The organism is Novosphingobium sp. BL-A-41-Hi4B-X5A (assembly GCF_055521705.1).
The window spans coordinates 2,542,233-2,568,957 of record NZ_CM145500.1 but is presented as its reverse complement, the minus strand read 5'-3'; the positions used below and the strand labels follow the sequence as shown (position 1 = coordinate 2,568,957).

20 protein-coding genes are annotated in these 26,725 nt (G+C 65.3%); 10 read left to right on the top strand and 10 right to left on the bottom strand.

Going from position 1 to position 26,725, the window contains the following annotated elements; translation table 11 throughout:
- Positions 1 to 22 precede the first annotated feature (22 nt).
- The 9 genes from ACZ1JY_RS12495 to ACZ1JY_RS12455 all read right to left on the bottom strand — a co-directional run bounded on the left by ACZ1JY_RS12495 (position 23) and on the right by ACZ1JY_RS12455 (position 12,328).
- Positions 23 to 967: an alpha/beta hydrolase gene (locus tag ACZ1JY_RS12495; RefSeq protein WP_465129479.1), complete on the bottom strand. Its 945-nt coding sequence runs from the start codon at positions 965 to 967 to the stop codon at positions 23 to 25.
- A gap of 73 nt (positions 968 to 1,040) precedes the next feature.
- Positions 1,041 to 3,158, bottom strand: a complete 2,118-nt coding sequence (locus tag ACZ1JY_RS12490; protein WP_465129478.1) for a TonB-dependent receptor domain-containing protein — start codon at positions 3,156 to 3,158, stop codon at positions 1,041 to 1,043.
- Positions 3,159 to 3,294: 136 nt separating this feature from the next.
- The gene (locus ACZ1JY_RS12485; RefSeq protein WP_118072485.1) at positions 3,295 to 4,098 is read right to left on the bottom strand and encodes a class I mannose-6-phosphate isomerase; all 804 of its coding nucleotides are present in this window, start codon (positions 4,096 to 4,098) and stop codon (positions 3,295 to 3,297) included.
- Entirely contained in the window at positions 4,095 to 5,135 is a 1,041-nt protein-coding gene (locus tag ACZ1JY_RS12480; protein ID WP_168903053.1) for a mannose-1-phosphate guanylyltransferase, read from the bottom strand. The genes ACZ1JY_RS12485 and ACZ1JY_RS12480 overlap by 4 nt, the downstream gene beginning before the upstream one ends.
- 44 nt (positions 5,136 to 5,179) lie before the next feature.
- Positions 5,180 to 6,472 (bottom strand): glycoside hydrolase family 130 protein, encoded by a 1,293-nt coding sequence (locus tag ACZ1JY_RS12475; protein ID WP_168903054.1) that lies wholly within the window; start codon positions 6,470 to 6,472, stop codon positions 5,180 to 5,182.
- Positions 6,459 to 8,819 (bottom strand): glycosyltransferase family 4 protein, encoded by a 2,361-nt coding sequence (locus ACZ1JY_RS12470; RefSeq protein WP_168903055.1) that lies wholly within the window; start codon positions 8,817 to 8,819, stop codon positions 6,459 to 6,461. Before ACZ1JY_RS12470 ends, ACZ1JY_RS12475 begins: the two co-directional genes overlap by 14 nt.
- A 203-nt stretch (positions 8,820 to 9,022) precedes the next feature.
- Positions 9,023 to 9,772 carry a TonB family protein gene (locus ACZ1JY_RS12465; RefSeq protein WP_465129477.1) on the bottom strand — a complete coding sequence of 250 codons (750 nt, stop codon included), beginning with the start codon at positions 9,770 to 9,772 and terminating at the stop codon, positions 9,023 to 9,025.
- An 88-nt stretch (positions 9,773 to 9,860) separates the two neighbouring features.
- Positions 9,861 to 10,256 carry an acyl-CoA thioesterase gene (locus ACZ1JY_RS12460; RefSeq protein WP_465129476.1) on the bottom strand — a complete coding sequence of 132 codons (396 nt, stop codon included), beginning with the start codon at positions 10,254 to 10,256 and terminating at the stop codon, positions 9,861 to 9,863.
- Positions 10,253 to 12,328, bottom strand: coding sequence for a S9 family peptidase (locus ACZ1JY_RS12455; protein ID WP_465129475.1), 2,076 nt, complete (start codon positions 12,326 to 12,328; stop codon positions 10,253 to 10,255). Before ACZ1JY_RS12455 ends, ACZ1JY_RS12460 begins: the two co-directional genes overlap by 4 nt.
- 63 nt (positions 12,329 to 12,391) lie before the next feature.
- Between ACZ1JY_RS12455 and ACZ1JY_RS12450 the strand changes: the two genes are divergently transcribed.
- The 6 genes from ACZ1JY_RS12450 to ACZ1JY_RS12425 all read left to right on the top strand — a co-directional run bounded on the left by ACZ1JY_RS12450 (position 12,392) and on the right by ACZ1JY_RS12425 (position 20,412).
- Positions 12,392 to 14,191 (top strand): aminopeptidase P family protein, encoded by a 1,800-nt coding sequence (locus ACZ1JY_RS12450; protein WP_465130911.1) that lies wholly within the window; start codon positions 12,392 to 12,394, stop codon positions 14,189 to 14,191.
- Positions 14,192 to 14,246: 55 nt separating this feature from the next.
- The gene (locus ACZ1JY_RS12445; protein ID WP_465129474.1) at positions 14,247 to 14,615 is read left to right on the top strand and encodes a VOC family protein; all 369 of its coding nucleotides are present in this window, start codon (positions 14,247 to 14,249) and stop codon (positions 14,613 to 14,615) included.
- 237 nt (positions 14,616 to 14,852) lie between these two features.
- Positions 14,853 to 15,467 carry an EF-hand domain-containing protein gene (locus ACZ1JY_RS12440; protein WP_465129473.1) on the top strand — a complete coding sequence of 205 codons (615 nt, stop codon included), beginning with the start codon at positions 14,853 to 14,855 and terminating at the stop codon, positions 15,465 to 15,467.
- 6 nt (positions 15,468 to 15,473) lie between these two features.
- A complete protein-coding gene (locus tag ACZ1JY_RS12435; protein ID WP_118072492.1) occupies positions 15,474 to 16,211 on the top strand; it encodes a response regulator in 738 nt (245 codons plus the stop codon).
- Between the two features lie 6 nt (positions 16,212 to 16,217).
- Positions 16,218 to 17,609 carry a sensor histidine kinase gene (locus ACZ1JY_RS12430; protein ID WP_465129472.1) on the top strand — a complete coding sequence of 464 codons (1,392 nt, stop codon included), beginning with the start codon at positions 16,218 to 16,220 and terminating at the stop codon, positions 17,607 to 17,609.
- A gap of 136 nt (positions 17,610 to 17,745) precedes the next feature.
- On the top strand, positions 17,746 to 20,412 hold the full coding sequence (locus tag ACZ1JY_RS12425) for a M1 family metallopeptidase (protein WP_465129471.1): 2,667 nt from the start codon (positions 17,746 to 17,748) through the stop codon (positions 20,410 to 20,412).
- Positions 20,413 to 20,985: 573 nt separating this feature from the next.
- Here the strand turns inward: ACZ1JY_RS12425 and ACZ1JY_RS12420 are convergent.
- Positions 20,986 to 22,560, bottom strand: a complete 1,575-nt coding sequence (locus ACZ1JY_RS12420; protein ID WP_465129470.1) for a helicase HerA-like domain-containing protein — start codon at positions 22,558 to 22,560, stop codon at positions 20,986 to 20,988.
- Between the two features lie 103 nt (positions 22,561 to 22,663).
- On the opposite strand from ACZ1JY_RS12420, the gene pabB reads away from it, so the two are divergent.
- Genes pabB through arfB form a run of 4 tightly spaced genes read left to right on the top strand, consistent with a single transcriptional unit; the run spans position 22,664 to position 26,718 of the window.
- Complete coding sequence (gene pabB, locus ACZ1JY_RS12415) at positions 22,664 to 24,433, top strand: aminodeoxychorismate synthase component I (RefSeq protein ID WP_465129469.1); 1,770 nt, start codon at positions 22,664 to 22,666, stop codon at positions 24,431 to 24,433.
- A gap of 5 nt (positions 24,434 to 24,438) precedes the next feature.
- Positions 24,439 to 25,608, top strand: a complete 1,170-nt coding sequence (locus tag ACZ1JY_RS12410) for a pyridoxal phosphate-dependent aminotransferase (protein WP_465129468.1) — start codon at positions 24,439 to 24,441, stop codon at positions 25,606 to 25,608.
- The gene (locus ACZ1JY_RS12405; protein ID WP_465130910.1) at positions 25,608 to 26,303 is read left to right on the top strand and encodes an RluA family pseudouridine synthase; all 696 of its coding nucleotides are present in this window, start codon (positions 25,608 to 25,610) and stop codon (positions 26,301 to 26,303) included. The genes ACZ1JY_RS12410 and ACZ1JY_RS12405 overlap by 1 nt, the downstream gene beginning before the upstream one ends.
- A 1-nt stretch (position 26,304) precedes the next feature.
- Positions 26,305 to 26,718 (top strand): alternative ribosome rescue aminoacyl-tRNA hydrolase ArfB, encoded by a 414-nt coding sequence (gene arfB, locus ACZ1JY_RS12400; RefSeq protein ID WP_168903068.1) that lies wholly within the window; start codon positions 26,305 to 26,307, stop codon positions 26,716 to 26,718.
- The last annotated feature ends 7 nt before the right edge of the window (positions 26,719 to 26,725 follow it).

Here is a 26,725-nt window from a genome sequence, read left to right as displayed (position 1 = left end):
TGCCATCCGCGACGAACTCAACCTACCCCCCAAACACCCCCTTCAACCACGCATCCATAACCGGCGTCGCGGGATAATCCGCCTCGCCCAGCTTGCGGTTGATTTCGGCGTGGCCTTGCAGGCCGGTGCCGGGGAAGCTGCCGTATTCGACGGTCACGCCCGCCTTCTTGAGCGCCGCGCCGAGTTCCTGCGCCTGTGCCACGCCGTCCTTGCGCTGGACGTGGAGGAGGAGGAAGCGCGGGGCGTTGGGGGCGGCGGCGTGGTAGGTGGGGGATAGGGCCTTCTGGCGGGCGGGGTCTGTGCCGAAGGCCTGTTTGTAGGTGTCGGCCATCATGCGACCGGCCTGCTCCATCTGCTTGGGCACGTCATAAGCCGCGCCGTCGTTGGGCATCACGCCGTCGATGTCGGCGAAGGACAGGCCTGCCTTGCGCAAGTATTGCTCGTCCGTGCCGACCAGCGCGACGAGGTGTGCGCCCGCGCTGTGGCCGGTGATGACGACCTTGCCGCGGTCGATCCCCAGCTTGTCCGCCCGCGCCAGCAGGTATGCCAGCGCCTGAGCCACGTCGCTCGCCTGCTGCTCGACCGTCGCGGCGGGCACGAGGCGGTAGTTGATCGAGGCAAAGGCATAGCCCTGATTGCGCAAGTGGCCGGGCAGGGCATTGCCCATTGCGGTGTCCTTGCTCCCGCGCTTCCACCCGCCGCCGTGGACGTAGAGCACCAGCGGCACCTTGGGCTTGGGCGCGATGTCGATGGTGGCAGGAGCCCAGAAGTCCATGACCTGCAGCGGGTCGGGGCCATAGGAGAAGGTCTGCGCGCCGGGCGTGCGTTCACGCTTGGCCGCGCCTTCGGCGCGCTGCTCCATGCGCTTGGCGATCCGTTCGCGCAAACGCCCGCCGGGCTGCGCCTCGGCCAGCCCTGCTCCGAGAATGACCAGCGCAGCAGCGCCCGCAATTGCTATCCGCTTCATGCCGTGACCTCACCGTTTTCCCTGAAGGGCAAAACTGCTGGGCCACGGCTTTATCTGCGATGAACCGTGGTTCTCAGAAGCTCACCCTCGCACTTACACGTATGTCGCGGCCTGCCAGGGGGGCGAAGTCCTTGAGGAACGAGGCGTGGCGGCGGGCGTCAACGTCGAAGATGTTGTTGGCCGAAAGCGCGAAGGAGAGCGGGCGCGCGTTGCCCCATGGGCGGAAGTTCACTTCGGCGTTGACCAAGGTGAAGCTGGCCGTAGGCGTCTCGAAATTGGCGAGGCGCGGCTGGCTGTCGCTCCATTCGACTTCGCCGCGCAAGTCCACCTTCTCCCCCTTGAGGCCCAAGCCGCCGAGCAGGCGCAACGGCGGAATGCGCGGTGCGGGGCCGACGCCTTCGATCTGGGCGTGGACATAATCGGCCACGCCATCGGCCACCACATCGAACCCGCCGACCTGTGCCAGCGTGACCGTGCCTTGCAGTTCGAAGCCATAGTAGCGCGCACGCCCTTGCGTGAACTGGAACACCGGCAAGCCGTCCTCCACCGCGCCGGTCAGGCTCTCGTAGATGAAGTTGTCGAACCAGTTGTGATAGACCGAGGCCTCCAGCGTGTAGCCGGGGCCGGAACCGCGCAGCACGCCTTCGAGGCCCCAGGCGCGCTCCGTGCGGAAATCGGGGCTGCCGACTTCGAACGCCTGCGTGCCCGCATGCGGGCCATTGGCGTAGAGCTCCTCGGCAGAAGGCGCGCGCACCGTGCGGCTGAGGTTTACGCCGAAGCGCCAGCCATCGGCGAAGCCCAGCGACGCGCCGGCCGAACCCGAGAAGGTGTCGAACGAGCGCTTGCCGTTGAAGAACTGCGGCTGGTCGGGCAGCGGCTTGGCTTCGAGCACGGTGTGTTCGTAGCGTGCGCCGCCTTCAAGCTTCAATGCGCCGAGATCCAGCTGCTGCAGGGTGAACAGGCCAAGCTGCTGGGTGGAGTTCTTGGGCAGGAAGGCTTCATCGCCGATCACGTTGAAATCGCGGGCGAAGTACTGGACGCCGCTCGCGCCCTTCCACGCGCCGCGATCGGCCTGGACCAGCTCGACGCGGCCTTCGAGGCCCTTGTTGTAGAACGCGGTGCCGATGCCGCCGTCCGGTTCCAGTTCGAAGTGGCGGTAGGAGGCAAACCCGGCGCGGGCCTTGATCGACTTGAGGAAGCCGCCGCCGGTCTCGACCTCGGCGCGGAGGTCCACGCGATCCTGCGAGACGTCGAGGCGGGGGGCTTCCTGTTCCTCGCCGGGGCGGATCGCGTAGCGGGTGGGAATGCCATAGAGGCTGTCGTAGTGGCTGTAGGAAATGCCAAGGTTGCCGGTATCGGTGATCAGCGCCGCGCCAACGCCTGCAGTCCAGGTCTCGGCGGCAGAATTCGGCAGGCGGCCCCTGAGCGCGGCGTTGCCGGCAAAGTCCAAGCCTTCGTCCAGCTGGTCGTCGGTTTCGGTCCCGGCATTGGCCAGCGCCACGGCGCGGGCCGAGGGGGCAAGGACATAGTCGCCGACGCGCAAGTTTCCGGTCTTGAGGTAGCTGCCGTCGGCGTGGACGACGAACTGCTTGCCCACCGGCACGTCGACCGCCCCGCCGATCGAGCGTTCGTCGGCCGCCGAGCCATAGGTCGCCATGGCATCGACGTGGGCGATCTCGTCTGGCACCATGCGCGGAATGCGCTTGTCGATGACGTTGACGACGCCGCCGATGGCCGATGAGCCGAACAGCAGCGTGGCGGGGCCGCGCAGCACTTCGATGCGCTCGGCCAGCAGCGGGTCGATCACCACGGCGTGGTCGGCGCTGGTGTTGGAGACGTCGAAGGCACCGATGCCGTCGGTCAGGATGCGCACGCGCTCACCCTGAAGGCCGCGCAGAACGGGACGCGAGGCGTTGGGGCCGAAGGAGGTGGCCGAGACGCCGGGTGTGCGATCGAGCGTCTCGCCGATGGTCGGGCGGATCGCCTGCGCCAGCTCCTGTCCCTGCAGGACCGATACGCCCGAGATGATATCGGCCCGTTCGCGGTTGAAGGCGGCGGTGACGACGATCTGCTTCGGCGTCTGGGCGTGGGTATCGCCCTGATCATCAGCGGCAGGAGCCGGAGCCTGCTGGGCCATGACGGGCGTGGCATTGGCGGCGGCGCCGAGGAGAAGGAGAGCGGTAAGACGCATGGAATGTCCTTGCTGTATGCGACCAGCCGCCGGCCTGCTGACCGTGCGGCGTTGGCGGCTCCATACAGGCAAAGCCTCCATGTTACAACATAACATTACATGAATGCGTACCCTTTTCCCGGCCACCGCGAGAAAGCTAGGCCGGTCGGACGAGCAGGCAGGTGCCGGAGGCAGAGAAAGCCACGTCGGCGGCAGCTGCGGCAAGGGCGCATTGGCCAACGTCCACCGCCTCGCCCGCTACCGCCACGGCGGCATCGACCGGGATGACGAGGCATGGGCCATCGTATGCCCGTTGCACTTCCGCAGCGGGCTCGCCGATCACGCAGTCGGCAGTGAAGTACTTGCCGTCGGCCAGTTGGTGCGAGGTAGACAGCACGTCGTGGCGGCGGAGCGATGGTTCGTGCGGCCCGCCCTTGGCCACCGCCACGCTCTGATCGAGGTGCAGCTCGCGCGGGCGGCCGTAGTCGTAGAGGCGATAGGTAATGTCGCTGTTCTGCTGGATCTCGATGAGGCTCACGCCCGCGCCGATCGCGTGGACAGTGCCGGCCGGGATATAGAAGAAGTCCCCGCGTTCGACCGGATACCAGTCCATCAGGCCCTCGATGCTGCCATCGAGGGCTGCGGCGCGCAGCGCTTCCCCGTCGAGCGCCTCGCCAAAGCCGATACCCAGCTTCGCGCCCGGCTCTGCATCGAGGATCAGCCAGCACTCCTCCTTCCCGCGATCGCTTTCACCGAGTTCCCTCGCCTGTTCATCGCTGGGATGGACCTGGACCGAGAGCGCATCGCTGGTGAAGATGTACTTGACCAGGATCGAGGGAAGTTCGGACGGCGGCTCGAACCAGATTTCGCCGATGCTCCTTCCCGAGAAGGCTTCGAAGGGCCGGGGCAGATCGTCCTTGCCCCAGGGTTTTTCGACCATCCGCCTCGGCAGCAATGTCACTGGTTCGCAGCTCCGGAAAGCTTGCCCACGGCTTGCGCACCTTCTGGCGTACAGACGAGGACTTCGTCGCCATCGACGACGATCATGAGATTCGATGCGCCCACCACCGAAACGCGGGGGCCATCACTCATAACGAGTACGTTGCTGCAATCCTTCAGTTCCGCCCGCCCGCGGACGGCATTGCCCGCTTCATCGCGATCCTGCGCATCGTGAAGGGCCTGCCAGTTGCCGATGTCCGACCACGCCATCTCCGCCGGGACCATCGCCGCGCGCGACGTGTTTTCCATGACCGCATAGTCGACGGATTCGCTGGGCACCTTGGCAAAGGCTTCGCGATCGGGGTGGAAGCGCATGCCATCTTCCCGTCCCTTGGCGACAGCTTCGCGCACTGCCGAAAGAATGTCGGGCCGGTGAAGCCCCAGTTCCTCAAGGAACGTGCCGACCCTGAACGCGAAGATGCCCCCGTTCCAGGCATAGTCACCGCTGCTCAGAAACTCCATGGCGCGGGCCAGATCGGGCTTTTCGACGAACCGCTCGACGCGGCGGCCGCCAGTGCCATCGATCGCCTCGCCCTGCTTGAGGTAGCCGAAGCCGGTCTCGGGCGCAGTGGGCACGATGCCGAAGGAAACGAGCCAGCCAGCTTGCGCCAGTGCCGCCGCTTCATGCGCAGAGGCCCGGAAAGCATCGCAATCACCGATGTGATGGTCGCTCGGGCACACCAGCATGATCGCGTCTTCCGGCAGGCTCAGCGCGGCAAGGGCAATCGCGGCAGCCGTGTTGCGCGCTTCGGGTTCGACGATGATTCGGGTAGCGCCGCGATCAGGCAGCTGTTCCTCGACATGGCCAAGATGGGCAGCCCCGGTCACGACGACCGGATCGCCGAAGCCTTCGCCAACCGGGCAGCGCAGCACGGTTGCGCGAAACAGAGTCTCGTCACCAACGAGCGGAAGGAAGGGCTTGGGCCGCGCCTTGCGCGAGCGCGGCCACAAACGGGTGCCGCTGCCGCCGCACAGGATCACGGGAACTGTCTTGGTCATGTGTTGCCTTGATTTAACCTGCTGCAGCGCAGCGAAGCCCTGTTCTAGCGAGTTGCATCCATTCTTGCCAGCATCTCGCCAACCGAAGTCGTGGCGAAGCCAACGGCGCTGTCGGATATGCCGTAGGGCACCAGCAACTGGTCTTCGACCAACAGTGCACCGCAAGTATAGACGACGTTGGGGACATACCCGAAACGATCGGCGTCGATAGCCGTCAGCAGTGGCTTGCTGGACCGCGCGATGACTTTCGAAGGGTCATCACGATCAAGCAATGCGCAGCCCAGCGCGTACTTGCGCATCGCACCCACGCCGTGCGTGAGCAACAGCCAGCCGTGGTCCGTGAGGATCGGGCTGCCGCAATTGCCGATCTGCACGAATTCCCATGGGAATTCGGGCTCCATCAGCAGCACGCCATCATCGTCCCAGCGCTCGAGACTGTCCGAGCGGAGCAGGAACAGGTTCTTGCCATCCTGCCGGCCGACCATGCAGTACTGCCCCCCCACCTTCTGCGGAAACAGCGCCATGCCCTTGTTCCGACCGGCCCGCCCGACGATGGGTTCAAGCCGGAAAGAGCGGAAATCCCGCGTGCGCAGCAATTCGGACCGGATATCCGCGCCGGAATATGCCGTATAAGTGCCGATCCATTCGTAATCGCCACCGCCATGGTCAAACCGGACAAGGCGCAGGTCTTCCAGACCGCCACGTTGCTGCTCGGTCACCGGAAAGATCACGCTGTTGGACAGCGTGCTTTCCGAGTGGCGATGCAGGGTAACAGCGCAATCTGCTCCCTGGCACGCCGTCAGGCTGTCGTCAGGCAGCAAGGCGGTCGCAAAATGGCTTTGCGGCCACAGCTCGAAATCGCCTTCAGGAAGGGCGATGCCTTCGCGGAAAACGATCGAGCTGATGTGCCCTTCGCCCACTGCTCGCAGGCTCATGACAAAGCGTACCGCGCCGCCAGTCATGCCGGACTGGTCGGGATGCGGCACGATGCTCGGGTTCATCAGCGCCGCAGCGGCATATGTATATTCGTGGCAGAAGTACGCGCCGATCAGCCGCTTGCGGCGAATCGACAATTCCGAGCCGTCGAATCTTAGGACCGCCTCCATCTGGCGATAGCGCTCCTCGAAAAGCTGCTCAGTCTGCCAGTGACGCTCCTCGAAATCGTGGAGCACGCGTGCGTACTCCTCATCTGCCTCATCGTTGCTCAGCGAGACGACATCGTCGACGAGCTTGCGCGCACGCGCGCCTGACCCGCCGGGCCCCTGCCAGCCGAGATGGAATGGACGAAGTACGACCCTCGAAGGATCGGCGTGAAGCCTTTGTTCAAGTACCCGCAAGCTGTTGCGTACCCTTGCTGTTGATCTTCATGGCAATGGCAGGGGGCGAAATAGGTTCCTGAGCCAGAGTTGCCGATCCGGGGCGCCGCGCAATTTGCACCATCGCGTAATGCGCAAGCTGGAACGCCAGGATCGATTCCGCGCCGCAATTGAGGTTGACGCCTTGCGGAGTCACGCCATCGCGGCAGCGGCCCGACACGATATCGCCAAGCACTTCGCCGCGGTCGTTGCCGCCCAGGAACCAGCGATATGCGGTTTCCGCATGGCGCAGCCAGGTGATGTCGCCGGTCGCGGCATAGGCGCTCGCCGCCGCATCGACCGCGGCCCAAGCCTCCAGTGGCTGCTGATCGAACGGCATGTTCTCGTAAGGCCGCCCGAAGGTTTCCGAGCCCACGGGGCGGAAGTGCCCCTGCGCCGAGACCTGCTGGCGCGCGATGAAGCGCAGCGAGGACAGGCCGGCTTCCATCCAGTCGGCGCGCTCAAGAACCTGCCCTGCGCCGATCAGCGCCTGAGACAGCCGCGGGTTGTCATAGCTGAGCACCGCTTCGAACCAGGCCCAATCGGGGCGACGTGCTTCGTTCAGCAGATTGGCGAGCAATTCGGCACCGTGGCGCAGGCTGGCCAGCGCTTCGCCATGCGCGGGATTGGCGCGTAAGGCCTCGATGCAGCCGAGCATCACGAACGCAACCGTGCGCGGGGCATCCATCGTGCCAACCGGAGCAAGCGCGATGTCGAACCATTGCGCCGCCCAGTGCCGCAGCCCTTCGTCCGGCGCATCGTTCATCGCCCTGCCCAGCGCCCAGACCGTGCGACCATTGCTGTCGGCAGAACCGATCGGTTCGCACCAGGTGCGGTCAAAGTTCATGAAGTTGCGAAAAGCGCGCTCTTCCGGATTCCAGGCGTGCTGGATGAACGAGGCATAGACCATGGCCCAGCGCTGGCGCTCTGCCAGCGGCACGGAATCCGCCACGCCCATCAGCATCAGCGCGCGCACGTTGTCATCGAGGCAGTAGCCGTGACGGCGGTCGGGGACCGTCAGGATCGAATGTTGCAGCATGCCGGTGGAGTCGCTCATTGCCGCAACGCCAGAGAATCCCGGCGTCGCCAGCAGTGGCATGGTGCGATCAGGTCGGACGACGACGCTCTCCACCAAGCCGCGGGCAGCCCCGGCAAAGCGGGGCCAGATCGTTTCGCGGCCTTTGTCCCAAGCGCGCTTCTGCACGGCATGCAGTTCGCGGGGGTCATCGAGCAGGCGGTTTACCGCTGCCGCAATCACGTCAGCCTGGCGCGGCTCGACCAGGACACCGACGCCATCGGCCAGCAGCTCGCGTGCATGAACATAAGGGGTGGAGACCACCGCCTTGCCCAGCGCCACCGCGTAGCTCAGCGTGCCGGAGGTGGACTGCTGCATGTTGGGATAGGGCGTGAGGTAAATGTCACAGGCTTCAAGCTGGTCGAGCAGTTCATCCAGATCGAGGAAGCGGTTGTCCCATTCGATGTTGGCCGCCACGCCCAGATCCTGCGCCAGCGCCTCAAGGCTCTCACGATAGCGTTCGCCTTCGCTGACAACCAGGTTGGGATGGGTGGCGCCGACGATGCGATAGATCACGTCCGGGTGGTTCTCGACCACCGCAGGCAGCGCCTCGATCACGGTTTCAAGGCCCTTGCCGGGCCCCAGCAGGCCGAACGTCATCATCACGCGCCGTCCCTGATGGCCAATGCGCGCCTTGTAGGTCTCGGCACGACCGAACGGACGATCGGGCGCACCGTGCGGGATCACCGCGATGCGCGCTGGTGCGACGTGGTAAAGGTCCTGCAGCAACCCCATCGAGTGCTGCGACATTACCATGACCCGCGAAGCGCGGCGCAGGATATGCTCAAGCACCTCGCGCTGATGCGCCGATGGCTCGGCAAGCACAGTGTGGAGAGTGACGATCAGCGGCGCCGCCACACGATCGACCAGTTCAAGCACCATGTCGCCATCAGCGCCACCGAAGATGCCGTATTCATGCTGAAGCCACACGGCGTCGACCGCATCCTCGTTCATGCGACGGGCTGCGGCGCGATAGTCCTCAGCCTGGTCCGAGCGGATCAGCCCGCGCACACCGGGATATTCAAGCGGGGAGCGCGCATCGTCTATCACGTGAAGATCGACCGAGATATCCGAATGATGCGCACGCAGCTGTTCGTAGATGTCGGTGGTGAAAGTGGCGATGCCGCATTTGCGCGGAGCATAGCCGCCGATAAGCGCAACCCGGCAAGGCGCTTTCTGGCCGCGACGGAGAAAAGAGAGAACTCCGGGAGCAGAAGCGTCGCCGGTGCCAAACGCATTGTCGATCAGAGTCATGGCGTGCAGGTTCTTCCGAAGGCTGGTCGCAAACCGCGTGACGCGGTTGCTGTACTGTCGATGAACCAACGCGGGGCGGGCGATCCGGTTGCATTGCGATGCAACAAAAATAGCGCGAAAGTAACGCAGGCTGTCGCAAAAGGTCTTCTATCCAACCGTTTGTATAACTTAGGATATATCACTCGTCATGTTGCAGTGCAATATCATGGTTCGAACCAGCGCTGCTCCCAGCCATAGCTGGAGGTGACCGGATTTCCTTCTGCATCAAGCGCAGGCCGGAAGCGGAACCGCTCGCTGGCAAGACGGCAGGTCGTGGCGTCAGCCTCGGGCACGCCGCTCGCACGGTAGACACGGCAAGACGACACACGCCCATCCGTGCCGACAGTCAGCAGGATAACCACGCGCTTGCCAATGCGTTCCTGCTGGCTGCTGACCGGGTAGTCCCGGGTCGAGCGGATATCGCCGGCGATCTTCTCAGCCTTGCGGGCAAGGCCTCCGCCCGAACCGTTGCCACTGGCGCCGCTGCCGGTGCCCGTACCCTCGCCACCACCGCCCGTGCCTTGCCCCTGCGCGGCTGCGCCCGAGCGCGGGTCCTGCCCGGTCGAGGCGACCGGCGGCGCATTTTCCTTCCGCGAAGGCACGCGAGCCTTGGCGATGACCGGCTTGGGCTTGGCCTTCTTCCCCTCCTCACCCGAAGCGCCCGCGGGCTCGGGCGTGGTCGAGGTCGGGGTGGGTTTTGGTTCTTCCAGCGGCACATCGAAGGTGCTGGTGGTGAACGTCTCCTTGGCGAGATCTGTCATGGCGGGAACGCCGCCGAAGCCGTGGATCACGCCCCACAGCACCGCGATGTGCAGCAATGCGGCGAGCACGGTCGGCACCAGCCGCTCACGCCCGCTGCGCTGGCGGTCGCGATAGCGCCCTGACGGCGTGACTGCGCCACTCGTCCTATCCACGTACTGCCCTTGCATCTGCGGCCAAACGCATGCGGGGCGTCTATGGTTGCAACCATTCCGGCAGAATGGAAAGCCTCAGGACGAAACCCTATGGCAGGAACGGCGCGGCCACGTCCTTGGGCACGCGCAGGATCCGGCCTGATGCGCGGTCGATGATCGCCCAGGTGGTCTTGGCGCTGACGATGACCTTGCCCGCTGCATTGCGGAAATCGACGCGCCGGTCGAACCGCGCGCCGGTCGGCGGTTCGGGGATGAACGTCTCGGCACTCACGCTTTCGCCTGCGACGATGTTGCCGCGATAGTCGATCTCGTGCCGCGTCACGACCCAGACGTAGGCGTCCTGGTGCTCGGCAGATGCCACGGCAGACCAATGCGCGGTGGCAATGTCCTGAATCCAGTTCACCCATACCGCGTTGTTGACGTGGCCCAGTTCGTCGATGTGCTCGGGGCCAGCGGTGAAGGTCAGGGCGTAGCGATTGCTCAAGCATCCACCCCCAGCTGCCACAGGATGAAGGCGAACTCCTCCGCCGTTTCCTTCAAGCTTTCGAACCGGCCCGACTTGCCGCCGTGCCCCGCGCCCATGTTGGTCTTGAGGATCAGCTCGTTGGCGTCGGTCTTCACTTCGCGCAGCTTGGCAACCCACTTGGCAGGCTCCCAATATGTCACGCGCGGATCGTTGAGGCCCGCCGTCACCATCAGCGGCGGATAGCCTTGCGCCTTGACCTGATCGTAGGGCGAGTACGAGTGGATCAGCTCGAACGCCGCCTTGTCCTCGATCGGATTGCCCCATTCCGGCCATTCGCCCGGCGTCAGCGGCAGATCCTCGTCGAGCATGGTGTTGAGCACATCGACAAAGGGCACATGCGCGACGACTGCGCCCCAAAGCTCGGGATCGGAATTGATCACCGCGCCCATCAGCTCGCCACCGGCAGAGCCGCCCGAAATGCTGATCTTGCCAGCCTGCGTGAACCCACGCTCGATCAGGCCCTTGGCCACGTCGACGAAGTCATTGAAGGTGTTGGTCCGCGCCTCCAGCTTGCCCGCCTTGTACCAGGCGCGGCCCAGATCGTCGCCGCCGCGGATATGCGCGATGGCATAGGCAAATCCGCGGTCTACCAGGCTCAGCCGCGTGGTCGAGAAGCCCGGGCCGATGGCGATGCCATAGGCGCCGTAGCCATAAAGATGCAGCGGCCCACCGGGCGCGCGGTCCTTGCGCCAGACCACGCTGACCGGGACCATCGTCCCGTCACGCGCGGCGATTTCCAGCCGCGCCGTTTCGTAAAGCGAGGCGTCATAGCCGCTCGGGATTTCCTGCACCTTCAGCAGGGTCAGGCTGCGTGTCGCCACGTCGTAGTCGTAGGACGAGGCCGGGCTGACCATCGATTCATAGCCCACCCGCAGTACGCTCATGTCCCATTCGGGATTGTCGCCCAGCGAGGCCTCGTAGCTCGCTTCGGGAAATTCTATCGGTTCGACGCGCGAAGGATCGTCGTAGTAGCGTACCTCGATGCGATCCAGCCCGCGCACCCGGCCTTCGGTGACGTAGAAATTGCGGAACAGGTCGAACCCGGTGAGGTAGAATTCGTCCGTCCCCTCGATCAGCGTGGTCCAGTTGCCGGGATCGGACAGCGGCGCCGTCGCCAAACGGAAGTTCTCGTGGGTGTCGTTGGCGTGGATGTAGAGAACGCCATCGCGCTCATCGACATCGTACTCCACGCCCTTCCGGCGCGGCTTGACCAGCAGCGGTTCGGCCAGCGGATCGTCGGCAGGAACCAGCCGCACTTCGCCGGTCTCGTGGTCCCCGGTCGAGATGATCAGCCACTTCTCGTTCGCCGAAAGCGACGCGCCGACGCGGAAGCCTTCGTCATCCTCGTGATAGAGTTCGACGTCGTTTTCCAGCGGCTGGCCGATCCAGTGCAGGCGCGCATTGTCCGTCCGCCAGTTCTCGTTGGCGAGGCTGTAGACAAGGCCGGTGTCGTCCTTCACCCAGATCAGTCCGGAAAGCGTGCCGGGGATCTCGTCGGGCAAGACCTCGCCGGTGGCGATGATCTTGATGCGGGCCGTGAAGCGTTCAGAGCCGTTGTCATCCACCGACCAGGCGAGCTTCGTCCCGTCCTTCGACACCGCAATCGCGCCAAGGCGGAAGTAGTCCTTGCCCTCCGCCAGGGCGACTTCATCGAGAATCAGTTCGTCCGCGCTGCCATCGTCGGGCGCGCCAACCGGGCGGCGCCACCACTTCTTGTATTCGGCGCCTTCCTCGAACTCGATCCAGTAGAGGAAATCGCCATCCTTCTGCGGGACCGACTTGTCTGCCTCCTTGATCCGCGCGCGCATTTCCTTGAACAGCGCGTCGATCACCGGCTTGCGTTCGCCCATGCGGGCTTCGAACCAGGCATTCTCTGCGTTGAGATGTTCAAGGATCGCCTTGTCCTTCACCTCTGGATAACCGGGATCGCGCAGCCACGCGTAATCGTCGGATACGGTCAGGCCGTGGTGCGAGAAGCTGTGCGGAACCTTGGCGGCGACGGGAGGTGTGGCAATGCTCATCCCTCGCATCTATGTTGCGCGCATGATGCCCGCAAGGCGGGCCGCCCACATTCAGGACCTTATCCCATGCTGATGCACACTCACGAAGCCCGCCTCGATGCCTTGCGAAAGCAGCTGGCGAAAGACGGCCTCGACGGCTTCGTCATCCCGATTTCCGACGAGCACATGAGCGAATACGTTGGCGCCTATGCGCAGCGGCTGGAATGGCTGACCGGCTTCGGCGGCTCTGCCGGCGCAGCGGTGGTGCTGGCAAATGAAGCCGCGATCTTCGTCGATGGGCGCTACACCTTGCAGGTGCGCGATCAGGTCGATGGCAAGCTGTGGTCGTACCAGTCGGTTCCGCAGACCAGCGTCGCGCAATGGCTCGGGCAGCATGCTCCGCAAGGGGCGAAGATCGGCTATGATGCCTGGCTGCATTCCGAGGGCTGGGTCGAATCCGTCTGCGCCGCGCTCGACAAGCGCGATGCGGCCCTTGTTCCGGTGGCGCACAATCCGGTAGACGCCGTGTGGCAGGATCAACCGGAACGATCGCTTGCTATCGCCGTGCCCCACGCCGACGAACACGCCGGACAATCTGCGCACGAAAAGCGCGCCGCCGTGGCCGAGTGGCTCAGCAGCAATGGCTATGACGCGACCGTGATCACCGCGCTCGATTCGGTGGCATGGCTGCTCAACATTCGTGGCACCGACGTCGATCACACGCCGGTCGCGCTGTCGTTCGTCATCGCCAATGCCGATGGCACGGCCGACCTGTTCATCGCGCCTGAAAAGGTCACGCCTGAATTGATCGCCCATCTCGGCAATGCGGTTCGGGTCCACCCGCGCAAACGCTTTGTGCATGCTCTTGGCGAGATGAAAGGGCGCAAGGTCGCGGTTGATCCCGAACGCTCGGTGGCGGCAATCTTCCATGCGCTCTATCAGGCCGGCGCCGAGGCCGTCGCCGTGACCGACCCGGTCGTGCTGCCCAAGGCGATCAAGAACGAGGTCGAACAGGCCGGCCACCGCGCCGCGCAGGCCCGCGATGGTGCGGCCATCGCCCGCTTCCTGCGCTGGATCGAGGTCGAAGCGCCCAAGGGCGGCGTTACCGAGCTTTCCGCCGCCGACCGCCTGCAGGCCTTCCGCGCCGAGGGCGGGCTGCTCAAGGATCTGTCATTCGACACGATCTCGGGCGCCGGGCCGAACGGGGCCGTCGTGCACTACCGCGTCAGCGAGGAAACCAGCCGCACGCTCGAGCCCAACAGCGTCTACCTCGTCGATTCGGGCGGGCAGTACGTCGATGGCACCACCGACATTACCCGCACCGTCTGGGTCGGCCCCGATGCACCGCATGCAGAGGTCAAGGACCGCTTCACCCGCGTGCTCAAGGGCCACATTGCACTCGCCCGCGCCGTCTTCCCCAAGGGCACGGCGGGCAGCCAGCTCGACAGCTTTGCCCGCCAGTTCCTGTGGATGGCAGGCCTTGATTACGCCCACGGCACCGGCCACGGCGTCGGCAGCTTCCTCGCCGTCCACGAAGGACCGCAACGCATCGCCAAGGCCAGCGGCGGTCAGGCGGGCACCGGACAGCCGCTGATGCCGGGCATGATCCTCTCGAACGAGCCGGGCTACTACAAGACCGGCGAGTACGGCATCCGCATCGAAAACCTCGTGCTCGTCGAGAAGCGCGACATCGCCGGGGCGGAGGGCGAGTTCTACGGCTTCGAGACGCTGACCTTCGCGCCGATAGCCCGCGATCTGGTCGAAGTCGCACTACTTTCGGCAGAAGAGCGCGAGTGGCTCGACACCTATCACGCCAAGGTGCGCAAGGTGCTCGCCCCGCAGCTTTCCGGTGATGATCTGGCATGGCTGGACGCCGCCTGCGCGCCCTTGTGACGCCGCCCACGTTCACGTATTGTTCCTTATCGAATCGTGGATGAGGAACAATGCGATGATCGGATATGTCACTGTCGGCACCAATGACCTGCCCCGTGCTGCGGCCTTCTACGATGCCATCGCGGCGGAGATGCGCGTCGGCCGGATGATGGAGTTCGAAACCGGCATCGCCTGGGGCGTACCCGATGGCGCTGCCGGTATCGCGGCGATGAAGCCGTTCGACGGCCAGCCCGCCACCGTCGGCAACGGCGTGATGGTCGCGCTTCAGGCCAGTGACAAGGAGCAGGTCGGCCGCCTCCACGCCATCGCTCTCGCCCATGGCGGCACGTGCGAGGGCCAGCCGGGCCTGCGCGGTGGCGGCTTCTATGCCGCCTATTTCCGCGACCCTGATGGCAACAAGCTCAACGCCTTCGTGATGGGCTGAACGGCGGGAGTTCGGTTCGTGATTGCACGCGGATGAACGCCCCGGTGCAGACGCGACAAATTGCGACAATAAACCCGCGTCCCCGGCATAGTCGCGCGACAAGCTGCGCCTAGATAGGGACTACAGGAACTGCGGTCGCCGGCTTTCAGTCCCCCCCTGAGCAAGGCATCCCTCCCCCTCTCCTTGCTGAGCATGGCGGCCGCAGTCTCCTCCCTCTCTCCTGACGGGAACGAACCGATGAAGAAATTCCATATTGCGGCCGCCGCTGCGGTGACCGCCACGGCCTCGCTCGCGCTCTACGCCGCCTCGCCTGCCTTTGCGCAGAAGATGGATGCCGATGGCGACAAGACCATCACCTGGACCGAGGCCAAGGCCAAGTCCGATGACATGTGGGCCAAGCTCGACGTCAACAAGGACGGCAAGCTCGACCAGGCTGACAAGAGCGCCAAGTGGGCCGAACAGTTCGCCAGGATCGACACCGACAAGAACGGTTCGATCAGCCAGGCCGAATTCATCGCTCACCACCAGCAGATGAAGGGCCCCGAAGGTCGTGATGGTGATCGCAAGGATCACCGCGGTCACGGCATGCGCGGCATGATGATGGGCGGCCACATGGCGATGATGGCCGATGCCAACAAGGATGGCACCGTCACCCGCGCCGAATTCGATGCTGGCGTGAAGGGGCACTTCGACATGGCCGACGCCAACAAGGACGGCAAGATCACGCCTGAAGAGCGTCGCGCCGCGATGAAAACCATGATGGGCAAGATGAAGGGCGCGCATCGCGGTCCCATGGGCGGACACATGGGCGCAATGGGTGATGGACCTCCGCCACCCGCTCCGGCTAACTAAACTGCGATGAACGAAGCGCCGATCCGACTGCTCCTGGTCGATGACGAACCTGCGCTGCGCGAACCCCTGGCGGACTATCTGGTCCGGCAGGGGTTTGTCGTGACCCAGGCCGCCACTGCCGCCGAAGCCCGTAGCCGCCTGCTTGAAGCGGGCTGCGATCTCGTGCTGCTCGACATCATGATGCCGGGCGAAGACGGCCTCTCGCTCTGTCGCCATCTGGTCGAGGCCAAGCGCCTGCCCGTCATCTTCATCACCGCCAAGGGTGAATCCACCGACCGCATCGTCGGGCTGGAGATCGGCGCCGACGATTATGTCGTGAAGCCGTTCGATCCGCGCGAGCTTGTCGCGCGCATCCGCTCGGTCCTGCGCCGCGCGACCAAGCAGTCGAGCGAGGTTTCGGACGCGGTCATCTACGAATTCGAAGGCTGGCGGCTCGATCCGCTCAAGCGCCGCCTGATCGACCGCGAAGGCGCAGTCGTCGCCATTTCCTCGGCCGAGTTCCGCCTGCTCATGGCCTTCCTCGATCATCCCCGTCAGGTGCTGGACCGCGATCGCCTGCTCGACATGGTGCAGGGCCGCGAGGCGCATCTGTTCGACCGCGCCGTGGACAACCAGATCTCGCGCCTGCGCCGCAAGGTGGAAGTCGACAGCCGCAATCCGCAACTGATCCAGACAGTGTGGGGCGGCGGCTACATGCTTGCTGCCGAGGTGCGCAAGCGCCCCGCCACTGCTGACGAAAGCTGACCACCGGTGCAGCGCCTCCGCTTCTGGCCGCGCAGCCTTCAGGGCCAGGTCCTGCTCGCCATCGCGCTTGCGCTGCTGGTGGCGCAGACCATTTCGGCCGTGCTGCTCTGGAAGGAACAGAACCACCGGCGCGAGGTGTCGATGGTCAGTTCGGCCGCATTTCGGCTGATCGGCCCCAGCCCTGAGGAACGTCGCCACCATCGTGGGGATTCAGACGATCGCGCGCCGCCGCCCTTCCGCATCGAACATTCGCAACAATCGCTCCATCGCCCCGGCGAGCGGCGCCTGCCGCGCGTGGAGCACGAACTGAGCGAAGTCCTGAACGCGCAAGGGGTGGAGACCGCCGAAGTGCTGGTCTTCGAACGCGATCCCATGCGCGATGGTCCCAGCCTCGAATTCTGGAGCCGCAACCGCCGCAAGCTGGAACTGGTCTCGAAGGAGCCAATGCCCCGCCTGGTCATTGCCTCGATCCGCAGCCCGTCAGGCGGCTGGACTTCGACCCGTGTGTTCACCGAAGGCGGTGAAATGCGCGTGCTGGCTCCCCTCGTCGGTCAGACAATCGTGCTCTACCTCGTGCTGGTCGGCACCATGGCGCTGATCCTGCGGCACATGGCCCGCCCATTGAAGGCCCTCACGCGCCGGGTCGAGGATTTCGCCGGCAATCGCACTCTGGATGGCCAGCTCCAGCCGGAGGGTCCTGAAGATATTCAGCGCCTGATCGTCGCGCACAACGCGATGGAAGGCCGCATCGCCGCGATGCTCGATGAGAAGGACGTCATGCTCGGCGCGATCGGGCATGACTTGAAGACTCCCCTGGCCGCACTGCGCGTGCGGATCGAGGCGGTCGACGATGATGTCGAGCGCGCCCGCATGGCCGCCACGATCGAGGACATCAATCGCTCGCTCGACGATATCCTCTCGCTCGCCCGCGTCGGCCGTCCGTCGGACCCGCTGGAACCGACCGAACTCTCCGCCCTCGTCGCCGACGTGATCGGCGAATTCGAGGACATGGGCGAACCGGTGGAACTGGGCGACACCGACCGCGTCGTCCTGCCCGTACGCGCCACCTGGATGCGGCGCGCCTTGCGCAACCTCGTCTCGAACGCCATGCGCTATGGCGAACGCGCCCGCATCACGCTCACCCGCGAAGGCCGCGAGGCCGTGCTGCGGATCGAAGACGATGGCCCGGGCATCCCCGAGCACGAGATTGCGCGGATGATGGAGCCGTTCACCCGCCTTGAGGCATCGCGCAACAGCGGCACCGGCGGCACCGGGCTCGGCCTCACGCTCGCCCGCGCGATTGCCGACCAGCACGGCGGCACGCTGACGCTCGCCAACCGTCGCGGCCAGGACGGCATTGCCGGACTCACCGCAACCATGCGCCTGCCGCTCGGTTAACCGCCCGATCATCGCCGGCCCGATAGTCAACCGACATTCGTCGGCGCGCACCTGTCGTTCGTCGAAAGGAGTCGCGCAGGCGACGACCGGTTGCTACTGCAACCAATCTTCATTGCGCCGGGGAGTCATGATCGGCATGCGTACCATTTCTTTTGTTTCCGCTTTCGCCCTTGCCGTTGCCACGGCGGCCGTGCCCGCCACCGCGCAGGCCCCGCTCAATCCTTCGGCTGCAGCGGGCGTCCACACTGACCTTCCCCGCGTCGCCCACCCCTCGCACTACACCATCTCGATCACCCCCGATGCCAAGGCCCTGACCTTCACCGGCACGTCCTCGGTCGATCTCGAAGTCACCGAAGCGACCCCCGCGCTGACGCTCCACGCGCTGGACCTCAAGATCACCACCGCCACGCTCACGCCCGCAGGCGGGGCAGCCATGCCCGTCACCGTGACGATGGACGAAAAGCGCCAGACCGCGACCTTCACCGCCGCCGCGCCGCTCGCGCCCGGCAAGTACCGCCTCGACACCAGCTATTCGGGGATCATCAACACGCAGGCCAATGGCCTCTTCGCGCTCGACTATCCTGACAAGGTGACCGGCAAGGAGGTGCGCGGCCTGTTCACGCAGTTCGAAGCGCCCGACGCCCGCCGCTTCGCCCCGATGTTCGACGAGCCGATCTACAAGGCCACGTTCGACCTCTCGGCCGTCGTCCCCGCCACGCAGATGGCCGTCAGCAACATGCCGATCGCCAAGGAAGAGCCGCTTGCGGGTGGCATGAAGCGCGTGACCTTCGGCACCAGCCCGAAGATGTCTTCGTACCTCCTGTTCTTCGGCCTGGGCGACTGGGAGCGGATGACCAAGGAAGCCGCCCCCGGCGTTCAGGCTGGCATCGTCGCGCCCAAGGGCAGCGGCGAGCAGGCCCGTTTCGCGCTGGACGAACTCGCGCCGCTGATCCCCTACTATTCCGAATACTTCGGCCAGCCCTATCCGCTGCCCAAGATCGACAACATCGCCGCACCTGGCCAGTCGCAGTTCTTCTCGGCCATGGAAAACTGGGGCGCGATCCTGACGTTCGAGCGCATCCTGCTCAACGATCCCGCCATCACCAGCGCCGCCGCCCGCCAGAACATCGTCACCACGCAGGCGCACGAAGTGGCGCACCAGTGGTTCGGCAACCTCGTGACCATGGCCTGGTGGGAAGACCTCTGGCTCAACGAGGGCTTCGCCAGCTGGATGGAAACCAAGGCCACCGCCCACTTCCACCCCGACTGGTTCCCGCTGCTCGAGCGCGTGAACGGGCGCGATGCGGCGATGGGCCTTGATGGCTTCAAGACCACGCACCCGATCGTGCAGGAGATCAAGACCGTCGACGAGACCAACCAGGCCTTCGACGCGATCACCTACCAGAAGGGCGAAGCGGTCATCTCGATGCTCGAGGCGTTCGCGGGCGAAAACGTCTGGCGCGATGGCCTGCGCGCCTACATGCGCGATCACAAGTTCGGCAACACCCGCTCGAAGGACCTGTGGCAGGCAATCGAAAAGGCCGGCGCCCCCGGCCTCACCGCCATCGCCGCCGATTTCACCACCAAGCCCGGCATCCCGCTGGTCAAGGTCACCGGCATGACCTGCAAGAAGGGCGTGGCCACGCTGAACCTCGAACAGAGCGAATTCAGCGTCGACCGCAAGGACGAAGTCGCTACCAAGCCGCAGCAGTGGAAGGTGCCGCTGATCGTCTCGGCGGGCTCCGGCGAGCCGGTGCGCACGATCCTTGATGGCGGCAAGGCGACGGTGACGGTCAATGGCTGCGGCCCGATCGTGATCAACGCGGGCCAGCTTGGCTACTACCGCTCGCTCTACACGCCCAAGATGCTCGACTCGCTGAAGAAGGCCATGCCGACGCTCCAGCCGGTCGACCAGATGGGCCTGATTGCCGACAACCTTGCACTCTCGTCCAGCGGCTACCAGCCCTATGGTCCGGCGTTCGATCTGCTGGCGGCGATCCCCGGCAATGCCAATCCGGTCGTACTCGGCAATGCTTTCGGCGATTTCGTCGGCGCATGGCGCGTGCTCGACAAGGATCCGGCCGCGCAGAAGAAGCTCTATGGCAAGGTCGCAGGCACCTACAAGCCGCGCTTGATGGCATTGGGCTTCGAGCCCAAGGCGGACGAGCCCCTGCGTGACGCCGACCTGCGCTCTACGCTGATTGCGGGCTTCGGCACGATGGGCGATCCTGACGTTGTCGCCGAAGCGCGCCGCCGCTTCGCCATGCTCGCCAGCAACCCCAAGGCGCTCGACGGTCCGCTAAAGACGACCTGGCTCAACATCGTCGCCCGCAACGCCACCAAGGCCGATTGGGACGCGATCAAGGCCATGGCCGCGGCCAGCAACAGCGCGGTGGAACGCCAGTTCCTCTACACCCTGCTCGGCCGCCCCGCCGATGCCTCGCTGGCCAAGGCGGCGCGTGAGCTTGCGCTGACCGACGCGCCGGGCAAGACCACCAGCGCGGCGATGATCGTCGCCTCGGCGGGCCTGCACCCGGACGAGACCTACGACTTCGCGTTGACCAACCGCGAGAAGATCGAATCGCTGGTCGATGCGCAAAGCCGCGTGACCTTCATCGCCAGCCTCGGCGGGCAATCGAACGATCCGGCGATGATCGAAAAGCTCAAGGCGTTCAAGGCCACGGTCCCCGCCGAAGCCGCCCGCCCGGTGGACCGCGTGATCGGAATGCTGACCGAAAAGGCCCGCACCCGCCCGCAGTTCATCAAGGGCCTGACCGACTGGCAGAACGCGAAGAAGAAGTAAGGGCCTATCCCTCGTCATTGCGAGGAGCGCAGCGACGAAGCAATCCAGAGCCGCTTAAACCGCCCTGGATTGCTTCTCCGCCTTCGGCGGCTCGCAATGACGAATGGGAAGCGGGCCTAAACTCCTTCCACTCTAAAACAAGCCCCGCTCATGCTGAGCTTGTCGAAGCACCCGGCGCAGCCGCTGCGCCAGCACCCTTCGACAGGCTCAGGGTGAGCGGATGAGGTTCGTCTTGAATGGACGACCACTATCGCGACTCACTGCCAGCGGAGCGAATGGCAGCAATGGGTGGTTAGCTGCCGTTGGTCTCAGCTACCTCTTCTAAGATTAACCGGATAATCCATGCCGCAGCAAAAATAAGTAAAATGACTAAGGTTATGTAACGCCGACCTTTTATCCACCACCACTCCGGGCTTTCACGCACAAGGATCACCCCTTCGGCCAGTTTCGTAGTTTGGCTATAGCATGGGTTTTAAGCCGGCAATGGGGTCGCATCCAGAAAGTCAGCTTTCGGCGCATAGTGGCCGAAAGGTGACTGCTCGGGTCAAAGCGGAATTCCACGCAGCGCGCGGCTTAACGCAACAGCCCGCCCAGAATCCCCCGCGCGAAACGGCCCAGGGCCTCGCCGCCGATCGACGTGGCGATCGAGCCGACCATTGCGGTCACCCCCGAGGCCACCGGTGCCGCGCGGGATTTCTTGCCGGTGATGCTGGCGGCGATCACTGCGCCTGCGGATGACGCCACCGCGCCCGCCGCCGCCTTGCCAGCCTTCTCCCACATCGTCGTGGTCCGGCGCGGGGAGGCGCGTTGTGCTTCTTCGCCCTGCTCCTCCACCTGCTGTGCCGCCGCTGCCGCGTCAGCCGCCTTCTGCGCCAGAACTTCGGCGGCGGATTCGCGGTTCACCGCCGTATCGTACTTTCCGTCGAACGGGCTGACCGACTGGATCACCGCGCGCTCCTTTGGGCTGAGCGGCCCGAGGCGCGAGCGCGGCGGGGCGATCAGCGTGCGCTGGACGACCGAAGGCGCGCCGTCATCGTCCAGCGTCGAGACCAGCGCCTCGCCGACTTTCAGTTCGGTGATGACCGTTTCGACATCGAGGTCCTTGTTGATGCGGAAGGTCTCGGCCGCCGCGCGGATCGCCTTCTGGTCGCGCGGGGTGAATGCCCGCAGCGCGTGCTGCACGCGGTTGCCAAGCTGGCCTGCGATCTTCTCCGGAATGTCGATCGGGTTCTGCGTGACGAAATAGACGCCCACGCCCTTGGAACGGATCAGGCGCACCACCTGCTCCACCTTCTCCATCAGCGCCTGCGGGGCATCGTCGAACAGCAGGTGCGCCTCGTCGAAGAAGAACACCAGGCACGGCTTTTCCGGATCGCCGACTTCGGGCAGCGCCTCGAACAGTTCGGACAGCAGCCACAGCAGGAACGTGGCATAGAGCTTGGGGCTCTGCATCAGCTTGTCAGCGGCGAGCACGTTGACCATGCCGCGCCCCTGCTCGTCCACTTTCAGGAAATCGTTCACCTCGAACGCCGGTTCACCGAAGAAGCGGTCGGCGCCCTGGCTTTCGAACGCGAGCAACTGCCGCTGGATCGTGCCGACGCTGGCTTTGGAGACATTGCCGTAACGCGTGGCAAGCGCGCTGGCGTTCTCGGCACAGGCGACCAGCACGGATTGCAGGTCAGGCAGGTCGATCAGCAGCAGCCCATTGTCATCGGCATAGCGGAAAGCGATGTTGAGCACGCCTTCCTGCGTCTCGTTCAGCCCCATCAGGCGCGAGAGCAGCAGCGGCCCCATTTCCGAAATCGTGGTGCGGATCGGGTGGCCGCTCTCGCCATAGAGGTCCCAGAACACCGCCGGATTGTCGGAATAGGCGTAGTCCTCGATGCCCAGTTCCTTGGCGCGCGCTTCAAGGCTGGCGGCGTGCTTGAAGGTCGGGCTGCCGGGCATGGCGATGCCCGCAAGGTCGCCTTTCACGTCGGCCATGAACACGGGTACGCCGCGCGCCGAGAACTGTTCGGCAATGCCCTGCAGCGTCACCGTCTTGCCGGTCCCGGTCGCGCCCGCGATCAGCCCGTGGCGGTTGGCGCGGCCAAGGCGTAGCACCTGCCGTTCGCCGTTGGAGCCGAGGCCGAGATAAATGTCTTCCATCCAGAACACCCCATTCGTTTGGCACGAGACTATGCCGCGACCGCGCGCCTTGCGAGGGGTTTTTGCATCCGGAGCGGGGAACGGCTAGAGCGCCCCCAAGCCTATGACCCGCGCCCCCTTCATCCTGCTAGACGACGCCCGCACCGAGGGCGCCAGCGATGCGCGCCTCTACGAAGACGTGCTCGAACTCGTCGTCGCACGCCGGGCTGACGAAGTCGAAGCGGCGCTGGCACAAATCGCCGCCACGCCGGGCGACTGGGCGGGCTACCTCGCCTACGAGGCCGGGCTCGCGCTCGAACCCCGCCTCGCCCCTTTGGCCGCAGAGCGCACTGGTGCCGCAGGGCCGCTGGTGTGGTTCGCCCGCTTCGGCAAGGTCACGCGCATGGCCAGCGCCGAAGTCGAACGCTGGCTTGCCACCACCGCCACGGGCTCGGGCAGGCTCGGCCCGATGGGCGCGGCGATTTCCTCGGGCGGCTATGCACGCGCCTTCAATCTCGTGCAGGAAGCGATCCGCGCGGGCGACATCTATCAGGCCAACCTCACTTTTCCGCTCGCCGGTACATGGGACGGCGACCCGCTGGCGATCTATGCCGACGTCCGGGCAGATGCCGGCGCCGGGTATGGCGGGGTGATCTGGGACGGTTCGCACTGGCACCTGTCGTTCTCGCCCGAACTGTTCTTCAAGCTTGCGAACGGCGAAGCCCGCGTCCGCCCGATGAAGGGCACCGCTCCGCGCGGGAGCACTCCGGAAGAGGATGCACGGTTCAAGGCGGACCTTTCCGCCAGCGTGAAGGACCGCGCCGAGAATCTGATGATCGTCGACCTGATGCGCAACGACCTGGCGCGCGTGTCACGCCCCGGTTCGGTGCGCGTCGAGTCCCCGTTTGCCATCGAGACATACCCGACAGTTCACCAGATGGTCACGACAGTTCGGGCAGAGTTGGATTCTGGCCAGGACGTGCGCAGCCTGCTCCGCGCGATCTTCCCCTGCGGCTCGATCACCGGCGCGCCCAAGATCCGCGCGATGGAGATCATCCACCAGGCAGAGCGCGATGCTCGGGGGCTCTACTGCGGTTCGATCGGACGCATAGACCCCTCTGGCGATGCTGCCTTCAATGTGGCAATCCGCACGGTGCGCCTCTCGCCGGACGGTCGCGCCGTGATGGGGGTGGGGTCGGCCGTGGTCGCCGATTCCGCGATGATCGGCGAATGGCGCGAATGCGTGGTGAAGGGAAATTTCTTGCGCTTGTCTGCCGGCCATGCCGACCTGATCGAAACGATGGCCTTCGATCCCGCCAAGGGCATCGAGCTGCTCGAACTGCACCTCGAACGCATGAAGGCGAGCGCGCTGGCACTGGGCTTCAGCTTCGATCGCCACGCCGTGCGCAACGCCATCCACGCGCTGTGCTTCGATCTTGATGCGCCCGCGAAAGTGCGGCTCGTCGCATCGAAGGGCGGCGCCCATGCGCTTGACGCTTCGCCCATGCCCGCGCCGCTCGAAAGCCTGACCTGCGCAGTGCTGCCCCTGCCAGTCTCAGACGGCGACTGGCGCCTGCGCCACAAGACCACCGACCGCGCCTTCTACGAAGCCGGCCTTGCCGCCGCAAAGAAGGCTGGCGCTGGCGAGGCGCTGTTCCTGCGCGACGATGGCCTGATCACCGAAGGCACCTTCACCAACATTTTCGTCGAACGCGATGGCAAGCTGCTCACCCCTCGCGCCGACCTCGGCCTGCTGCCGGGCGTGCTGCGCCGTTCGTTGATCGAGGCCGGACGCGCTGAAGAGGCCGACCTGACGCTGGATGATCTCGCGGGGGGGTTCCTTGTCGGCAATGCCCTGCGCGGACTGATCCCGGCGCAACTGCTCGGCTCCTGAACCCTATGACCCAGCTTTCAAAAGCCCTCGCGCGGATCGCGCCATCGCAGACCACCGCCATCACCGACCGCGCCATCCAGCTGCGGGCCGAGGGGCGCGACGTGATCTCGCTCTCGGTCGGCGAGCCGGACTTTGCCACCCCGGCGCATGTCGTGCAGGCGGCCAAGGATGCATTGGATGCGGGCGATACCAAGTACACCGCCGTCGTCGGCACGCAGCGTTTGCGCGAGGCGGCGGCGCTGCATTTCAGGCGCGATCTCGGCATCGCGGTGCCACCTTCGCAGGTGATCGTCAGCGCAGGCGGCAAGCAGGCGATCTTCCACGCGCTGCTCGCCACGCTCGATCCGGGCGACGAAGTGCTGATCCCCTCGCCATGGTGGGTCAGCTACCCCGAAATCGTGCGCTTTGCAGGCGCCGAAGTCGTGGACCTGCCGACCGATGCTGCGGGCGGCTTCCGCATCACGACCGAGCAACTAGAAGCCGCGATCACCCCTGCCACCCGCTGGCTGCTGCTCAACAGCCCCGGCAACCCCACCGGCGCGACCTATCCTGCCGAGGAGTTGCGCGCGCTGGGCGAAGTGCTGCGCCGCCATCCGCGGGTGCTGGTGATGAGCGACGACATCTACGCACCACTCCGCTATGGCGAGGGCCTTCACGCCACGCTCGCCGTGGAATGCCCGGACCTTGCCGACCGTATCCTGACGGTTTCCGGCGTGTCCAAGAGCCACGCCATGACCGGCTTCCGCATCGGCGTATCGGCAGGCCCCGCCTGGCTGATCGGCGCGATGGGGCGGCTGCAATCACACTCGTCGGGCAATCCCGCCTCTATTTCGCAGGCCGCTGCCGTCGCCGCATTCGAAGGCCCGCAGGAGTTCCTGGTCGACTGGCGCGAACGCTTCCGCGCGCGGCGTGACATGGTCTGTGCCGCAATCAACGCGATCCCCGGCCTCTCGACCCCGATCCCCGACGGCGCGTTCTATTGCATGGTCGATGCCGCGCCACTGATGGCACGGTTCGGAGATGACGAGGCGCTGTGCCTCCACCTGCTTGAAAGCGGCGTGGCGGTTGTCCCTGCCTCGGCCTTCGGCGGCAAGGACGGCTTCCGCATCAGCTTCGCGGCCGATGAATCCAAACTCGAAGAAGCGCTGCGGCGTATAGCAAAGGCGGTAGCGTGATCGACTTTTCCATCCTGTTCGAAGACGGCGAAGCGCTGGTGATCGACAAGCCTGCGGGCCTGCCGCTCGACCCGCCCCGCGCTGGTGGCGACAGTCTCGAGAACCATCTCGACGCCTTGCGCTTCGGCTTCCAGCGCGAGCCGCAGCCTGTTCACCGGCTCGATCAGGACACCTCCGGCTGCCTGCTCCTCGCCCGCAATCCCAAGGCGCTGAAGCGCTTTTCCGCCGCGTTCGAAGCGCGTGAGGTGGACAAGGTCTATCTCGGCATCGTCGCTGGCGAAGTGCAGGGCGAAAGCGGCACGATCGAACTCGCCCTGTCCAAGATCAGCTCGGCCGAGAAGGGCTGGCGCATGATCCCGGCGAAGAAGGGCAAGCCAGCCGTCACGCACTGGAAAGTGCTGTCGCGCAAGCCCGGCTTGACGCTGGTGGAATTCCGCCCCGAGACCGGCCGCACCCACCAGATCCGCATCCACGCCCTCGCCGGGCTTGGCCACGCACTGGTCGGCGATCCGATCTACGGCGATGGCAAGCTTGCCTGGCGCACCATGCTGCACGCCTCGGAATTGGTGGTGAAGCGCGACGGCAAGCCACCGATCGACGCCTATTCGCCAATGCCGCTCGATTTTGCGGCGTTCGGGTTCGAACTGCCTGCTCCTGAGCAACCGGACACTGATCTTCCGGACATCGGGGCCTGACATGTCGCCCGATGCTCTCGTCGCCCACGCGCTGACGCTGGTCGAGGAGAGCTTCATCGCCTCGGCTGGCCCCGGCGGGCAGAACGTCAACAAGGTGGCGACCGCGGTACAGTTGCGGCTCGACGTTTTCATGCTGCGGCTGCCGCCAGAGATCTTCCACCGCCTCAAGACCCTCGCCGGCAGCAAGATGACGGCGAAGGGGGAGATCGTCCTGACCGCGCGCAGCTATCGCACGCAGGAGCAGAACCGCGAGGATGCGAGGAAGCGGCTGTCAGAGCTGCTGCGTGAGGCGTGCAACCTGCCGACCAAGCGCGCCAAGTCCCGCCTCAACCGCGTCGGCAAGACCGAGCGGCTGGCGGGCAAGAAGATCAGGAGCGCCGTAAAGGCTGGACGCGGCAAGGTGCGGCTGGACTGATCCCGCT

Bases quoted from the DNA above. Each gene is read 5' to 3' on its own strand.
- ACZ1JY_RS12495 (WP_465129479.1), bottom strand. From the start codon at position 967: ATGAAGCGGATAGCAATTGCGGGCGCTGCTGCGCTGGTCATTCTCGGA.
- ACZ1JY_RS12490 (WP_465129478.1), bottom strand. From the start codon at position 3,158: ATGCGTCTTACCGCTCTCCTTCTCCTCGGCGCCGCCGCCAATGCCACG.
- ACZ1JY_RS12480 (WP_168903053.1), bottom strand. From the start codon at position 5,135: ATGACCAAGACAGTTCCCGTGATCCTGTGCGGCGGCAGCGGCACCCGT.
- ACZ1JY_RS12470 (WP_168903055.1), bottom strand. From the start codon at position 8,819: ATGACTCTGATCGACAATGCGTTTGGCACCGGCGACGCTTCTGCTCCC.
- ACZ1JY_RS12455 (WP_465129475.1), bottom strand. From the start codon at position 12,328: ATGCGAGGGATGAGCATTGCCACACCTCCCGTCGCCGCCAAGGTTCCG.
- ACZ1JY_RS12450 (WP_465130911.1), top strand. From the start codon at position 12,392: ATGCACACTCACGAAGCCCGCCTCGATGCCTTGCGAAAGCAGCTGGCG.
- ACZ1JY_RS12445 (WP_465129474.1), top strand. From the start codon at position 14,247: ATGATCGGATATGTCACTGTCGGCACCAATGACCTGCCCCGTGCTGCG.
- ACZ1JY_RS12440 (WP_465129473.1), top strand. From the start codon at position 14,853: ATGAAGAAATTCCATATTGCGGCCGCCGCTGCGGTGACCGCCACGGCC.
- ACZ1JY_RS12435 (WP_118072492.1), top strand. From the start codon at position 15,474: ATGAACGAAGCGCCGATCCGACTGCTCCTGGTCGATGACGAACCTGCG.
- ACZ1JY_RS12425 (WP_465129471.1), top strand. From the start codon at position 17,746: ATGCGTACCATTTCTTTTGTTTCCGCTTTCGCCCTTGCCGTTGCCACG.
- ACZ1JY_RS12420 (WP_465129470.1), bottom strand. From the start codon at position 22,560: ATGGAAGACATTTATCTCGGCCTCGGCTCCAACGGCGAACGGCAGGTG.
- pabB (WP_465129469.1), top strand. From the start codon at position 22,664: ATGACCCGCGCCCCCTTCATCCTGCTAGACGACGCCCGCACCGAGGGC.
- ACZ1JY_RS12410 (WP_465129468.1), top strand. From the start codon at position 24,439: ATGACCCAGCTTTCAAAAGCCCTCGCGCGGATCGCGCCATCGCAGACC.
- arfB (WP_168903068.1), top strand. From the start codon at position 26,305: ATGTCGCCCGATGCTCTCGTCGCCCACGCGCTGACGCTGGTCGAGGAG.